At 67.5% G+C, this 16,755-nt stretch carries 5 protein-coding genes; 4 read left to right on the forward strand and 1 reads right to left on the reverse strand.

Features of this window, described 5'->3' with window-relative positions; translation table 11 throughout:
• Positions 1–222 precede the first annotated feature (222 nt).
• Both ACNR9O_RS07935 and ACNR9O_RS07940 read left to right on the forward strand, forming a co-directional pair.
• Entirely contained in the window at positions 223–3,246 is a 3,024-nt protein-coding gene (locus ACNR9O_RS07935; RefSeq protein ID WP_473681783.1) for an outer membrane beta-barrel protein, read from the forward strand.
• 152 nt (positions 3,247–3,398) lie between these two features.
• On the forward strand, positions 3,399–6,929 hold the full coding sequence (locus ACNR9O_RS07940) for a two-component regulator propeller domain-containing protein (protein WP_473681781.1): 3,531 nt from the start codon (positions 3,399–3,401) through the stop codon (positions 6,927–6,929).
• Positions 6,930–7,869: 940 nt separating this feature from the next.
• Here ACNR9O_RS07940 and ACNR9O_RS07945 read toward each other — a convergent pair.
• Entirely contained in the window at positions 7,870–8,790 is a 921-nt protein-coding gene (locus ACNR9O_RS07945; protein ID WP_473681780.1) for a LysR family transcriptional regulator, read from the reverse strand.
• Between the two features lie 186 nt (positions 8,791–8,976).
• On the opposite strand from ACNR9O_RS07945, the gene ACNR9O_RS07950 reads away from it, so the two are divergent.
• Both ACNR9O_RS07950 and ACNR9O_RS07955 read left to right on the forward strand, forming a co-directional pair.
• Positions 8,977–9,762: a response regulator gene (locus ACNR9O_RS07950; RefSeq protein ID WP_473681779.1), complete on the forward strand. Its 786-nt coding sequence runs from the start codon at positions 8,977–8,979 to the stop codon at positions 9,760–9,762.
• A 759-nt stretch (positions 9,763–10,521) separates the two neighbouring features.
• Positions 10,522–16,746 (forward strand): DUF7507 domain-containing protein, encoded by a 6,225-nt coding sequence (locus tag ACNR9O_RS07955; RefSeq protein WP_473681778.1) that lies wholly within the window; start codon positions 10,522–10,524, stop codon positions 16,744–16,746.
• The last annotated feature ends 9 nt before the right edge of the window (positions 16,747–16,755 follow it).

Here is a 16,755-nt window from a genome sequence, read left to right on the forward strand (position 1 = left end):
GTTGACAAGCGGGTGGCAGCGTTGCAAGTTGGCGACAAGCCCGGCGGGACCCGCTCCTTCCGGGCTTTATAGGGGGCGGGATTTGGATCGATCCATGTAAGGGATTGCCGGGCCGGTCCTGGCTTCAGGTGCTCCGCCTCCCTGGCGCACTCGCTTGCCGACGTGTCGACCAACGACACGGTCATCTCGTCCGTGGGCTCATGCCAGCGATGGGGATGAACAATGATCAAAGCGACGCAGCCGCTGCCGACTTCGCGCCTTTTCGCATGCGCGCTCGCCATCGGCGCGATAGCCTCGGGCGAGGCGCTCGCCCAATCGACGACGGGCAGCATCTTCGGCCAGGTCGCCGCCAGCGGCGGAGAGACGGTATTGATCGAGAGCGCCAATGGCTTCCGGCGCGAGGTGGGCGTGGATGCGCGCGGCCGCTACGTCGCCTCGCAGCTGCCGCTGGGAACTTATACGGTGTCGTTGCGCCGCAACGGGCAGACGGTGGATACGCGCAGCCAGGTGGCACTGCAGGTCGGCGCGGGTACCGACGTCTCGTTCACCGGCGCGCCCGCCGGCAAGGAGGTGGCCAATCTCAGTTCGGTGACCGTGACCGGCAATGCGTTGCCGGCGATCGACGTGACCAGCGTGGATTCGCGCACGGTCATCACCGCCGAGCAGCTCGCGAAACTGCCGCTGGCGCGTTCCGCCGAGGCGATCGCCATGCTCGCCCCGGGCGTCAACCGCAACAGTGCCAACTTCACCACCGCGACGGGCAAGCCGCTGGTGAGCTTCGGCGGCTCGGCCGCCACCGAGAACGCTTATTACATCAACGGCTTCAACACCACCGATCCGCTCAACGGCCACGGCGGCATCACCTTGCCGTACGGCGCGATCGATCAGCAGGAGGTCTATACCGGCGGCTACAGCGCGCAGTACGGGCGCTCCGACGGCGGCGTGATCAACCAGGTCGGCAAGCGCGGCGGCAATGCCTGGCACTTCGGCGCCCAGCTGCTGTGGGAGCCCTCGTTCGCGCGGAGCGACTACACCGATCTGTACTACGCCAACGGCACGCCGGCGTCGCCCGTGGCCGGACGGCTCTACGATCCCAAGAGCAAGAACCACCTGTGGATCACGACCGCCAGCGCCTACGCGGGAGGGCCGCTGATCAAGGACCGGCTGTTCTTCTTCGTCGCCGGCGAGTTCGAACGCCAGCAGGGGGCCAACGTCAACGCCGTGGACAACAGCAAGCCCTACCAGACTTTCCGCTACGACAGCCCCCGCTGGTACGGCAAGCTGGACTGGAACATCAGCGACAGCCACATCCTCGAACTCACCGGCGCCTCGGACAAGCGCAGCGGCAGCGGTTCGATCTACGGCTACGACTACGACGCCAGGCGCAAGGGCGATTTCATCAACGCCGACGACAACACCAAGGTCGGCGGCGATCTCTACGTGGCCAAATACACCGGCTACCTCACCGACAACCTCACCGTGAGCGCGATGTACGGCGAGATGAAGACGCGCGACTACGACGTGCCGGGAAGCTACGACGAAAGCCTCACCTACGTCAGCGGCATCACCAACCAGAATCCGGCGCTCAACGGCGGCGTGCCGCGCGGCAACAACCAGATCGTCTCCACGCTCTACGACCCCGCCCGCGGCAACAAGACCACCAACACCCGCCTGGACCTGAGCTACCACCTGGGCGACCACATGCTCAGCGTGGGCATCGACAACCAGCGCTCGGAGGCGCTGAACCAGGGCAACCGCAATGCCGGCCCCGGCTACACCTGGCAGTACGGACATACCGAGACGCCGGAGCTGCCTCTGGTGTCCGGTCTTGGCGTGCCGGCGCCGGCGGGTTTTCCCAATGGCCAGGGTGGTTACTACGTGCAGAAGAACGTGGCCAACAACGCCGTGAGCGTGCGTTCCATGCAGCGCGCGCAGTACGTGGAAGACAAGTGGCAGGTCAGCGACCGCTGGCTGCTGTCGCTGGGCCTGCGCAACGACCAGTTCACCGACTACAACCCCAGCGGCGAGGCCTTCATCACCCAGACCAAGCCGCAATGGGCGCCGCGGCTTGGCTTCAGCTGGGACGTCAACGGCGATTCCAGCTTCAAGATCTATGGCAACGCCGGACGCTACTACCTGAGCATGCCGCTCAATCCCGCCACCGGCGCGGCCGCCGGCTACGTCAGCACGCAGCAGTACTACACCTATGGCGGCATCGCCGCCGACGGCACGCCGACGGACCTGACGGTGATGTCCGCGCCCGTATCGGCGAACAACTCGTTCGGCGTGCCGCCGGATCCGCGTACGGTCACCGCGCAGGGCATCAAGGCGGAGAACCAGGACGAGTTCATCCTGGGCTTCACCAAGACCGCCGGTCCTGCCTGGGTCTACGGTGCCAAGCTGACGCAGCGCATCCTGCGCAATGCCATCGACGACTTCTGCGACGTCAACCGCGTGCTCGACAAGGCGCAGGCGCTGGGCTACGACATCGCATCCAGCAACAGCTGCTATCTGATCAATCCCGGTCGCGCCAATACGTTCAATCTGGTCACGGCCGACGGGCGCCTGATCGGCGTCACGATGAGCAACGCCGAGCTGGGCTTCGACCGGCTCAAGCGCCGCTACTACGGCCTGGAGGCATTCCTGGAGCATCCCTTCGACGGCACCTGGTACGGCAAGATCGACTACGTCTTCTCGCGCAGCTACGGCAACACCGAGGGGCAGGTGCGTTCGGATCTGTTGCAGGGCGGCGCTTCGGCCAGCGAGGACTGGGACAACTACGCCATCATGGAGCACACCAACGGTCCGCAGAACAACGACCACACCCACGTGGTGAAGCTCTACGGCTATTACCAGCTCACGCCCGAGTGGCAGCTCTCCGGCAATCTCAGCGTGCAGTCCGGCAATCCGCGCATCTGCCTGGGCTATTACGGACCGGACCATATCGACCCGGTGGGCTACGGCAACGCCTATCACTATTGCGATGGCCAGCCATCGCCGCCAGGCAGTCACGGGCGTTTGCCCTGGCTGCACCAGCTCGACCTGGGCGTGACGTATCGCCCGGCGTTCGCGGCCAAGCGGCTGGCCATCGCCGCCAACGTCTTCAACGTGTTCAACGAGCAGCGTCCGACCTTCCTGCAGCCGAACTCCGAGCAGGCGCCATATTCACCCAACCCGCTGTTCGGCACCGCGCTGTACCGCGAGGCCCCGCGCTATATCCGCCTGAGCGTGAGCTACGACTACTGAGGGCACCCCGCCGCGGCCCGTCGCACTGCATCGTGGCGGGGCTTGCCCCTATACTCCGCCGCCGGGAAGCGCCCATGCTTTCCGGCGCGGCCGGGCATGCTCCAGGCCGCCACGGCGCTCGATGGCTGCATCACCAACGAAAGGCTTCATCCGTGACTCTTACCAGGGGCGAGTCGCTGATCCCGCTTGGATTCGCCTGTCGTGGCGTCGCGCGGCGCGCCTGGCGGTGCGTGCTGGCGTGGTGCCTGTCGTGCGTGCTGTTCGCGCCGCTGGCCGCGTCGGCGGCGCAGCTTCCGCTCACGCTCTATGACCAGGGCAGCGGCCTGACCAGTCTGTCGGTGGTGCGTCTGCACCAGGATGGCGAAGGCTTCGTATGGGTCGGTACGGAGAAAGGCCTGTACCGCTTCGACGGCGTGGCCTTCAGCCAGGTCGGCGCGGAGCAGGGCTTTCAGGTCTCCGAGGTGATCAGCTTCGCCGAAGACGCGCGCGGACGCCTTTGGGTCGGTTCGCGCGCGGGCCTGCAGTTGCGCGAGAGCCAGCATTTCACCTGGGTGCGTCCCGAGGGGCGCCCGCTGCTGAGCGATCGCGGACAGACGCTCGCCGCCGACGCCGCCGGCGGCATGTGGGTGGTCAGCGCCAACCGCCTGTCGCTGCTGGAGCCGGACGGCCGGGGCGGATGGGTCACGCGGACGCCTTTCAGCGAGGAGCAGCGCCAGGCTTTCCCGGGGCTGGGCCAGGTCAGCGCGGTCTTTCATCGCGCCGGCACCACCTGGTTCGGTTGCGGCGCCGAGCTGTGCAGCCTGCGCGACGGACAGTTGCGCCGCTACGGCGCGGATGCCGGGGTGCCGCCCGACAAGTGGCTGGGTTTCCTCGGCGCACAGGACGGCAGCCTGTGGGTGCGCGGCATTCACGCCGTGCGCATGCTCGCGCCCGGCGCCGAACAGTTCACCGCGCGCGACATGCCCGGCAACAGCGCGGACGTGGCCGCATCCAGCATCGACATCGTGGAGGATCATCAGGGGCGCATCGTCACGCGCAGCTCCACCGGCCTGGCGCGCTGGAACGGCTGGCGCTGGGAGCTGTTCGGCACCGACGACGGTCTGCCGCAGGCGGGTGTGTCCTCGCTGGCGGTGGACCAGGACGGCACGTTGTGGATCGGCACCTATGGCCGCGGCCTGCTGCACTGGAGCGGCCGCGACGCGGTGGAAAACTGGACCGCCGCGCAAGGCCTGAGCGGTTCGCTGATCTGGTCGATCACGCGCGCGGCATCGGGTGCCGTATGGGTGGCCGACGACTGGGGCGGCAGCATGATCGCGCTGGGCCAGGAGCGCGCGCAACCGTGGCCGCTGGCCGTGGCGCCGCCGCATCAGACACGCACCGTGCTGGCCGCGGCGGATGGCTCGGTCTGGTACTTCCTGTTCGACGGACGCGTGCTGCGCTACGACCCGGATCATCGCCAGACGCGCGTGGTCGCCACGCTGCCGTTCCTGGTACGCGGCGCCTTCCTGGACAGTCGCGGACGCTTCTGGGCGTACACCCTCGGCGGGCTCTACGGACTGGACGCGGCCACCGGTGCGCTGGAGCGTGCGGCGCCGGATCTCATCCCCACGGCGATGTGCTCGGACCTCGCGGAGGATCGCGCCGGCCGCCTGTGGGCGGCCTGCCGCGCCGGTTTGTTCCGTTACAGCCAGGGCCGCTGGGCGCGGGTGAAAGTGGCGCCGGAAGAAAGCCTGGGCGGGTATGAGAACGTCGCCGTCACGCGCGACGGACGCCTGTGGCTGAGTTCGTTGCAACCTGGCCTGCTCGCGGGCGCCGCCGGCGACGGCGACAGCGTGACCTTCACGCCGGTCGACGATGCGTTGCTTGCCGATTCGCGCGTCTATTTCCTGCGCGCCGACCGCCGCGGCCGCCTGTGGGTGGGCGGCAACAATGGCGTGGATGTCTTGAACGACGGCCGCTGGACACGGCTGAGCTCGCGCGACGGCCTGCTGTGGGACGAAACCAATCACGGCGCCTTCCACGCCGACGAGGACGGCTCGGTGTGGATCGGCACGCCGGTCGGTCTGTCACATCTGCTGAAACCCGAAGAGCTGCTGGCGCCGCGTGAGCTCCATCCGTGGTTGGTTTCGGCGGTGTACGACGGGAAGGAGCTGTCCGGTTCGCATGCGCAGGTCGACTTCGATGTAGCCGGCGCGCTGGTGCTGCGCTTCGCCGTGCTGGGCAACAGTTCGGGCAGCCCGGTGCGCTTCCGCTATCGCCTGTCGGGCATCGATCGCGACTGGGTGGAGGCGCCGGCGCGCGAATTGCGCTACGCCTCGCTGCCGCCGGGCAGCTACCGTTTCGAACTGCAGGCGATCGACGACAACCAGCGTCGCCTGTCCGCGCCGATCAGTCTCGCCTTTACATTGACGCCGCCGTGGTGGCGCAGCCCGGCCGCTTATGCCGCGCTCGCCTTGCTGCTGCTGGCCGCCATCGCGCTGGCCTGGCGCTGGCGCGTGCGTGTGCTGGTCAGGCATGCGCAGCGCCTGGAGCAGGCGGTGGCGGTGCGCACCGAACAGCTGCAGAACGCGATGCGCGCGCGCAGCATGCTGCTGGCGCGCATCAGCCACGATCTGCGCTCGCCGCTGGCCGGCATCATCGAGAGCGTGCGGCAATGGCGCCGCGGCGGCGGGCAGCGCGACTACCCCGCGCTGATCGAGGGCAGCGCGCGGCAGCAGCTGGATCTGATCGACGAGTTGCTGGAGTTCTCGCGCGACGAGCTGACCGATCTGGAACTGGTCGAGGCGCCTGCCTACCTGCATGCGTTCCTGCAAAGCGTGGCCGAGCAGGCCGGTCTGCTGGCGGAGCGGCGCGGCAATCGTTTCCTCACGCGGTTCGCCGACGACCTGCCGGCCGTGGTCGAGCTGGATGTCCGCCGCTTGCGCCAGGCGCTGATGAACCTGATCGGCAATGCGGTGAAGTTCACCGACGATGGCTATGTCCAGCTATCCGTCACAGGCACACCGGCGGCCCAGGGCAGGGCGCGTCTGCATATCGTGGTCGAGGACAGCGGCATCGGCATCGAGCCGTCGGAGCGCGAACGCCTCGCCCAGCCCTTCGAGCGCGGCGGCAATGCCTCGCCGTACGACGGCTATGGCCTTGGACTGGCGATCGTCACGCAGATTCTCCAGCGCATGGGCAGCCGCCTGAACATCGAGGCCGCTCCCGGCGGCGGCAGCCGCTTCGGCTTCGTGCTGGAGGTGGCGCTGGCCGACGAGAGCGAGGTCGAGCCGGGTTTGTCCGGCGATGCGGTGAGCGACGCGATCGATGGCGCGGGGCGGCGCGTGCTGGTGGTGGACGATCACGCGTCCAGTCGCGAAACCTTGTGCGATCTGCTCGATGGCTTCGGTTTCGAGAGCGTGCCGGCGGCGTCGGGGACGGAAGCGCTGGCGGCGCTGCGGGAGCAGCCGGTCGAGCTGGTGGTGACGGATCAGTTCATGCCGGGGATGGATGGCTGGGCGCTGCTGCGCGCGCTGCGGCGGGAGTTTCCCGGGGTGCCGGTGTTGCTGTATTCGTCGGTGCCGCCGCGGTGGGCTGGGGAGGGGGTTGCGTTTGATGGGGTGTTGCTTAAGCCGGCGGCGGGGCGGGAGTTGCTGGTGTTGGTTGAGGGGTTGATGGGGGCGCGTGGTGTGGTGGCGCCTTGAGTTTTTTTGGGGGTGTATTGGTGTCGCGCTGTTGTTTGGGTTATCGGGCCCTGGCCGCTTATGCAGCGGGCATTCCGGACGACTGCCGTCGCCCGGGTCACTTTCTCTTTGCTGGCCCAAAGAGAAAGTAACCAAAGAGAAATGGCCTGAGAGCCAAGGCTCGTGGCTGGACTATGGAGAGCAGTGGACGGTCATGGCAACGGATTAACCTGGGGCGATCCGAGGCCGCACTGCGGTTTCGGAACGGGGACTTCGAGGCATCCGTAGTGGAGAGGACGCAGGGAGGTAGATGGGGCTGGGTGGTTTTTCGCGCCTGGCTGCTTCGTGCATTGCGCGGATAGGTAAGTGGGTCGCCTGTGCTTTCGACTGAGGGGATCGAAGCGATGCGCTTCGTAGGGCCCCTCACCCCGGCCCTCTCCCCGGCGGGGAGAGGGAGAAGTGCGGTATCGCCGCAACGTGGCTCGGAGAGCGTCATGCAGCAGCGTGACGAGACGCCAAGGCAACCGCTCCTTGTCTATCTCCCTGTGTCCTCTTCACCACGGATGCCTCGAAGTCCCCGTTCCGAAACCGCACGGCGGCCTCGCGTCGACTCAGGTTAATCCGTTGCCATGACCTATCCCTGCTCTGCTTAGTCCAGCCACGAGCTCTGGCTCTCAGGCCATTTCTCTTTGGTTACTTTCTCTTTGGGCCAGCAAAGAGAAAGTGACCCGGGCGACGGCAGTCGTCCGGAATGCCCGCTGCATAAGCGGCCAGGTCGCGATAACCCAAACAACAGCGCGACCCACAGAAACGCCCACCGCGTAAGCGGCCGGGTCGCGATAACCCAAACAACAGCGCGACCCACAGAAACGCCCACCGCGTAAGCGGCCAAGTCGCGATAACCCAACCACCAGCGCGACCCCCAGAAACGCCCGCTGCGCAAGCGCCCAGGCCGCGACAATCAATGCTCCCCAGTCGTCACCCCAGGCAACCGCGCCAACGCCAACTGCTTACGCAAACTCTGCACCACCCCCCGCGTCGCCGTCGTCAACGCCAACCCCGACAAACTGAGCAAATGCACCGGCACCGGCTCCGGATCGAAACCCTCGAACACCCGCTGCAACCGGTTCACCTTCAAATCCTCCGCGCACGCATACAACGGCAACTGCGCCACACCAGCCCCCTCGCGCGCCGCCACCAGCAACGTCGACAGATGCCCCGTGCTCAACGGCGCCGCCGGTTTGCGCGGCCGCGTGCCGCGCAGCACCCACGGACGCATCCCGGCCGCGCCGGAATGGCCCAGGCAATGCCGATCCTCGAGCTGATCCGGATGCGTCGGCGAACCCAGTCGGCGCAGCAGGTGCGGGCTGCCCACCGTCACCATGCGCACGTGGCAGAGGCGGTGCGCCACGATGTCGCTGCGATCCGGCACGCGCTCGTCCATATGCAGCGCCAGGTCGATGCGTTGCGCCAGCAGGGCGTCGATGCCGCCATTGGTACTCAGCGACAGCTGCAGCCGCTCGTGCTGAGCCGACACCGCCACCAGCGCCTGCGACAGCAGGTCGCCAGCCAGGTCCGGTACGTCGACGCGGACGCGGCCGGCGGGATTGCCCACCACATCCCGCGCGGCATGCAGGGCCGCCTCGGCGGCCTCGCACATCAGCAGCGCGTGGCGGTAGACCTCCTCGCCCAGCGGCGTCACCGCGAAGTGGCGCGCATTGCGCAACAGCAGCTGGGCGCCCAGGCGCTGCTCCAGGCCGACGATGCGCCGGCTCAGCAACGAGCGGGTCATGCCGGTCTGCCGCGCGGCCGCGGCGAACCCGCCTGCCTCGATCACGCGCGTGAGCAGATACAAGTCGTTGAGGTTGTCGGTCAGGACCATCGATGCGGGGTAGGGAGCCAGCGGCGGCGCAAGGATAGGTCGGCCCGGGCGGGCCGGCCTTTGCCAGGGCGGACAGCTGTTTTGCCCGGGCGGACGCCCGGCCGAAGCCGCTATATACTCGGTTCGCTCGTATCGCCGGACGGCAACGGGCGGTTGGCAGCGGCCGAGGCCGCTTCAGGGGGCAAGATGCCAGCGCACGCGACACCACACATTCTGGTCATCGAGGATTCGCCGGAAGAACTGCGCGGGCTGCAGAATCTGCTGCGCGGCGAAGGCTACCGCGTCACGCTGGCCACCGATGGCCGCCAGGGTTTCCAGCGCGCGCTGGCCCTGCAGCCGGATCTGATCCTGCTGGACGTGCGCATGCCGGTGCTGGACGGCTTCGCAACCTGCCGCCTGCTCAAGGAAGCACCGCGCACGCAACACATCCCGGTGATCTTCCTCAGTTCGGCCGGCGCGCTGGAAGAGCGGCTCGAGGGCCTGACCCACGGCGGCGTCGACTACGTGCTCAAGCCCAGCCATCCCGATGAGGTGCTGGCGCGCCTGCGCATCCACCTGCGGCTCGGTTCGCGCGTGCCGGCGGCGTCGGCGGCAGCGGATGGTTTTCTCTCGCATGACGAAATCACCCTGCGTGCCGCCATGCGGCTGATCCGCGAGCAGCTGGCCATGCTGCCGTCGCTGGAAGAGATCGCGCGCAAGGTGGGCACGCACGACAAGCGGCTGTCGGCGATCTTCCGCCAGCACATGGGCACCACGGTGTTTGCGTGGATCCGCGAAGAGCGCCTGCGTCGCGGCCGCGAACTGCTGATGGAAACCTCGCTGGGCATGCAGGACATCGCCGAGAGCGTGGGTTTCCGCAGCGCCTGCAACTTCATCACCGCCTTCCGCGAGCGCATGGGTGTGACACCCAACCAGTTCCGCAAGGCGTCGCGCGAGGAAGCCGCGCCCAGCTACGCCGGCATCGGGCGCTAGAGTCATCCACGGCGCGCTGCGTACGTTTTAAGCAGCGACGGGCAGCGGTTCACAGTTTCCAGAATCGGCGATTGCAAGCGGCGCGGGACTCCGGTGAACTGCCGCAGCGAACGAACACCGCCTGTCAGGTCGCGTCGTTCCCGCTCTATCAGGCTTCGTTTTTCCGGCGATCCGCACCGCTCCGGCAAAACCCCGAATCCGCCACGCGGTCCATGCCGCCTCGGCAAAACAGCCTCGCCGATCGCTCTTTCCTCCACGCCCGTCACGCCAAAGTTTTGGCGCAGCGGCGCAGCGTCTCATTTCCGTCAACCTAAGTTCCCGAATGGCGGCCTTCTGTGCCGCTTAGGTGACGCTTACCATCCGCGCCGCTGACGACACCGATGCGGCATGGATGGGACATGCCGACGTTGGTCAAGGCCTCCACGCAGAATCGCGGGCGGCCGGGCCAAAGGGGGTAACCGGTGTCGTCAGCATGGCTTTAGCAATTTGAGGCCGTGACGGCAGCTACAGGGACTGCCGCCGCCATCTCCTCACCCATCCCAAGCCTTCAAAAGGTGCATCCGTCCTGCTCGGGAGAGCAGCGACGGCAGGGTTCGTTTTGTCCTGTGCAAAGCACCTCGCCGGCAACGGCGAGGCAGGTACGGCTGCGCCTTTTTCCCAGGCGATGGCGTCTTCGTCATCGAACCGGGCGGCTCCCTTGGCGGGAGGCGCCCCGCTGGCTGCGTGCAGAACGCGCCGGTGCCACGCGCATGAGAGTGCATGGATATGTTCGCTTCGATGGATGGTGGTACAGGGGGACGCGTCAAAGCGTCGATCATCAGGAAACTGCTCGCGCTGCTGGCGCTGTGCGTAATGGGGCTGGTCATGCCGGCGGTGGCGGAAGCCGCCAACAACCAGTGCCGCATGGCGAACCCTAATTCGAAGGGGCAGCACGTCGATGAGATCTGCTGGCTGCAGCTCAATGGCGTGAATTTCACCGCCAACGGCTCCACGCCGCTGACGTTCGACCTGCCCGATGGTTCGACCATGTCGTTCACCGTCGACGTGAGCAACGTGGCCACCAGTGCAGGGCTCAAGGGCACGCAGGCGCCGACGTGGAGCGGCTCGCAATTCAGCGGCAGCACCGGCTACTACACCATCTACACGCCCAACACGGCGGCGCTGTACACCAACACCGGCTCGGTCGCCAACGACACCACGGTGACGCTGCGCGACATTCACCTGTTCGGTCCCAGCGGCGTGGAGAGCACCAATCCGTTCGAGATGGTGGTCGCCGACGGCGAGAGCACCAACAGCAACGAGTACCTCGATTTCGGCGTAGTTTCCGGCGGCAGTCCGTTGAACCTGGTGGAGTGGCTCGGCGCCACCGCCGGCAACAACCTCGTCTATGGCGCACCCGGCAGCTCCGGCGTGCCCGCCACGCCGGCTTCGGCCTGCGCCGGCATGATCGATTGCATCCGCATGGTCGGCAAAAGCGGCACCGCCAACGCGGCCGTGTTCTCGACCACGCGCACCGGCTCGCCCTTCACCGTGATGGGGCAGGTGCACACCAACGCCAGCAGCTTGCAGGGCTTCGCCTTCGGCGTGCGCTGGGGCGGCGTGCGCCTGCGCAAGGCGCTGCCGTCGGGTCGCCTGGACAGCACCGATCAGTTCACCTATCGCGTCATCAACGTGAAGGGCCAGGAGATCATCAACACCTCCACCACGGGCGCCGCCACGGGCAACTACACCTACATCAGCGGCCAGGCCACCATGCCGGGCAACATCATCACGCTGAAGGAGGAGATGGCGCCGGGCAGCAAATCCACGCTGCAGCAGTACGACCGCACTATCGTCTGTACCAACGGCAACCCTGGTTCGGCCACCGTGCTGCCCAGCGGCAGCTTCGATCCGGCCAATCCGCCCACGGTCGATCTGCAGCAGCTCGGCGACCGTGTGGATTGCACGCTGACCAATATTCCGCGCATCGCGGATCTCAAGCTGGTGAAGTCCGCGCCCGCCACCGTGCAGGCCGGCCAGCCGCTGAGTTATACGCTGGCGATCAGCAACAACGGCACGCACACGGCCACCGGCGCGGTGTTCACCGACACGCTGCCGGTCGGCATCACCGGCGTCACCGCCGGTGGCGTGAGCTGCGGCAGTGCGACCAATGGCGCGGTGTGCGGCGCGATGGGCGTCAGCGTCACCGGCAGCGATGCGGCCGGTTACACCGTTACCGGCGCGATCCAGAGCCTGCCGGCGAACGGTAGTGTCGTCGTCACGATCAATGCGACCGCACCGGTCAATATCACCGGCGCCATCACCAACACGGCGACGGTGAAACTCGCCAGTACCGACACCACCGTCGGCGAGCCCGCCGCCAACACCGCCGACAACACTTCCAGCGCGCAGACCACCGTGCAGGGCACGCCAGCGCTGCAGGTGACCAAGACCGCCACGCTCGGCGACACCAACGGCAACGGCAAGGCCGACGTCGGCGAAGTCATCAACTACGTCATCACCGCGACCAACAGCGGCAACGTGACTCTGAACGGCCTGACCGTGTCCGACCCGATGGCCGGCAGCACGGCGCTGGCGTGCTCGCCGACCTCGATCGACCCGGGCAAGACCGCCAACTGCGGCAGCTTCAGCTACACGGTGACGCAGGCCGACGTGGATGCAGGCGCGGCGATCCACAACGTCGCCACCATCACCGGCACGCCGCCGGGTGGCGGTTCGCCGGTGACCTCGACCGGCACCACGGACACGCCGATCGGCAGCGTGCAGATCATCGCCAAGAACGACACGTATAACGTGCCCAACGGCGCCAATGGCGGCAGCACCGGCAACGTGGTGGGCAACGATCAGCTCGGCACCACGACCGGCCCGGCGATCGGCACCGCCATGGGGCAGGTGACGCTGGCCTGGGGCAGCGTGAGCAATCCGCCGGCGAGCGGCGGCTTTACTCTCAACGCCGACGGCACCATCACCGTGAAGCCGGGCACGCCGGCCGGCACCTACAAGGTTCCGTACACGATTTGCGAAGCGACGCAGCCGAGCAACTGCGCGACGGCGGAAGCCGACGTGACGGTCGGCGCAGCCGCGATTGCCGCCACGCCCGACAGCTACACCGGCATCGATGGCGGCGCCGGCCAGCCCAATGCGGGCAATGCGCTGGACAACGACACGCTCAATGGCGTGAAGGCCACGCCGGGCACGGTCAACCTCACGGTGACCGCGCCGGCCAGCAACCCGAACGTCAAGCTCGATCCGGCCACCGGCCAGGTCTCGGTCGCGCCAGGCACTCCCGCGGGCACGTACACCATCGGCTATCAGATCTGCGAGAAGCTCAATCCGAGCAATTGCGCCACTACGACGATCAGCGTCACGGTCGTCGCCGGCAAGATCGCCGCGAGCAACGACAGTTACACCGGCATCGACGGCGGCACCGGCCAGCCCAACGCAGGCAATGTGCTGGACAACGATACGCTCAACGGCGCGGCGGCCACGCCGTCCACCGTCAACGTGACGGTGACGACGCCGGCCAGCAACCCGAACGTCAAGCTCGATCCGGCCACCGGCCAGGTCTCGGTCGCGCCGGGTACGCCGGCGGGCACATACACCATCGGCTACCAGATCTGCGAGAAGCTCAACCCGACCAACTGCGCTACCGCTACGGCGAGCGTGACGGTGGCGGCCGGCAAGATCGCCGCGAGCAACGATGGCTACACCGGCGTCAATAGCAGTGTCGGCAATACGCATGTCGGCAATGTCCTCGACAACGACACGCTCAACGGCAGCGCGGCGACGACCGCCACGGTCACGCTGGGCGTCACCGCGCCGGCCAGCAACGCCAATGTGAAGCTCGATCCGGCCACGGGCGAGCTGTCGGTTGCGCCGGGCACGCCCGCTGGCACGTACACCATCGGTTACCAGATCTGCGAGAAGCTCAATCCGAGCAACTGCGCCACCGCCACCGCGACGGTCACCGTCGCGGCCGGCCCGATCACCGCCGGCAGCGATAGCTACACCGGTATCGACGGCAGCGGCAATCCGTCGGTGGGCAATGCACTGGACAACGACACGCTCAACGGCGCCAAGGCCACACCGGCCACGGTCACCATGACGGTGACGACGCCGGCCAGCAACCCGAACGTCAAGCTCGATCCGTCCACGGGCGAAGTCTCGGTCGCGCCGGGCACACCGGCCGGCACGTACACCATCGGCTACCGCATCTGCGACAAGATCAACCCGAGCAACTGCGCGGACACGACCATCAGCGTGACCGTGGCCGCCGGCAAGATCGTCGCCACCAACGACGCCTATACCGGCATCGACGGCGGCGCCGGCCAGCCGAACGCGGGCAACGTGCTGGACAACGACACGCTCGACGGCGTGAAGGCGACGCCATCCACCGTCAATCTCACGGTGACGACGCCGGCCAGCAACCCGAATGTGAAGCTCGACCCGGCCACCGGCCAGGTCTCGGTGGCGCCGGGTACGCCGGCCGGCACCTACACCATCGGCTACCAGATCTGCGAGAAGCTCAATCCGACCAACTGCGCCACGGCCACGGCCAGCGTCACGGTCATCGCGGGCAAGATCGTCGCCACCAACGACGCCTACACGGGTATCGATGGCGGCGTCGGCAAGGCGTCGGTCGGCAACGTGCTTGACAACGACACGCTCAATGGCGCGAAGACCACGCCGTCGACCGTCAACCTCACGGTGACGACGCCGGCCAGCAACCCGAACGTGAAGGTCGATCCGGCGACGGGCGAAATCTCCGTCGCGCCGGGCACGCCGGCCGGTACCTACACCGTCGGCTATCAGATCTGCGAGAAGCTCAATCCGACCAACTGCGCCACGGCGACGGCCAGCGTGACGGTCGCTGCCGGCAAGATCGCCGCCACCGGCGACAGCTACACCGGCATCGATGGCGGCACCGGCAATCCGTCGGTAGGCAACGTGCTGGACAACGACACGCTCAATGGCAGCAAGGTCACGCCGTCCACCGTTACGGTGACGGTGACCACGCCGGCCAGTAACCCGAACGTGAAGCTCGATCCGTCGACGGGCGAAGTCTCGGTCGCGCCGGGCACGCCCGCCGGCACGTACACCATCACCTATCAGATCTGCGAGAAGCTCAATCCGAGCAATTGCGCCTCGGCCACGGTCAGCGTCACCGTCGACGCGGGCAAGATCGTCGCGACCGACGACAGCTACACCGGCATCGACGGCGGCGCCGGCAAGCCGAACGCCGGCAACGTGCTGGACAACGACACGCTCGACGGCGCCAAGGCGACGCCTGCCACCGTCAACCTCACGGTGACCACGCCGGCCAGCAACCCGAACGTGAAGCTCGATCCGGCCACCGGCCAGGTCTCGATCGCGCCGGGCACGCCGGCCGGCACGTACACCATCGGCTACCAGATCTGCGAGAAGCTCAATCCGGCCAACTGCAAGACGGCCACCGTCACGGTGACCGTGGTGTCGCTGCCGCTGCAGGCGGTCAACGACGATTACAGCAATACGCCGATCAACGGCGCCACCGGCGGTACGCCCGGCAAGGTGCTGGGCAACGACACCCAGGGCGGTGTGGTGATCGGCGATCCGTCCCGCGTGAGCACCACGCTGATCGACAACGGCGGCCTGCGCGGTGCTGCGATCGGTCCTGACGGCAGTCTGATCGTTCCGGCCGGTACGGCACGCGGTACCTATACGTTGAGCTATCGCATCTGCGACACGCTCGCGCCCACCAATTGCAGCACGGCCTCGATCACTCTTGCTGTCAGCGACGATGCGCTGCTGCAGGTCAGCAAGCAGGCCACGCCGCAGACGGTGAAGGTCGGTGACGTGGTGCGCTACAGCGTCACCATCCAGAACCCGGGCAAGGCCGACGTGCACCAGGCGGTGCTGGCCGACACGCCGCCGGTAGGCTTCACCCTGGTGGCCGAGTCGCTCAACGTCGGCACGTCCGGCGGCCGCCTGGCCGGCAACAGCCCGATCCGCGTCGAAGGCATCGACGTCGCCGCCGGCAAGAGCGTGGTGGTGGTGTATCTGATGCGCGTCGGCCCGGGCGCCTCGGCGCGCGGCGAGTACGTCAACACCGCGCAGATGCTGCTCAACGGCGTGCGCACCAGCAACGTGGCGCAGGCCAAGGTGCAGCGCGATGCCGATCCGTTGTTCGAAGACAGCCGCGTGTTCGGCACCGTGTTCGACGATCGCAACGGCGACGGCTGGCAGGCCAGCGCCACGGCTGAAGGCCTGCATGTGCAGGGTGGCTTCGCGCCGGAGGCCTATGTGCCCGGTTCCACCACGGTAGATCGCGGGCAGGGGCCGCAGCCGGAGCCGGATGCCAGCGCACCGCTGCTGCACGGCATCGCACTGGGTTCGCTGCGCGGCCGCGACAGCGTCGCTCAGCCGGAAGGTCTGCGTCGGATCGTGATCTCGCAGCGCCTGCGCAGCGCTGACTTCAACAGCGACTTCCAGCTCACCAGCACAGGCGGCACCACGCTGCACCTGCGCGCCGACGGTCGCAACGACGTGACCCTGAGCGGCGACGCCGCCAAGGGCTACTCAGCCGAGGCGCTGCGCGTGGAACGCCACGTCGCGCCGGACACGGATGGCACGTTGCGCGTGGACTACGTCATCACCAATCGCGGCATCGACGAGCGCGGCATCCCTGGCGTGCGCATCGGCACGGTGGAGGGCAACCTCATCGAGACCGACGCCTACGGCCGCTTCCACCTGGAAGGCATCGACGTGCCGAACATGGCGCGCGGACGCAACTTCATCATGAAGGTCGACCCGGCCACCGTGCCGCCGGGCAGTGAATTCACCACGCCCAATCCGCAGGTGAAGCGCCTGACCCAAGGCATCCCGGCCCGCTTCGACTTTGGCGTGAAGCTGCCGGAGCAGACCTTGCCCGCGCCGCCGCCGTCAGGGCCGCCACCGGAGAACGCCGCCACTCGCGGCGCAGCGCAGACGGGAGGGCAGCCATGAACGCCCGCC

It is taken from the genome of Dyella sp. CR10, from assembly GCF_055814425.1.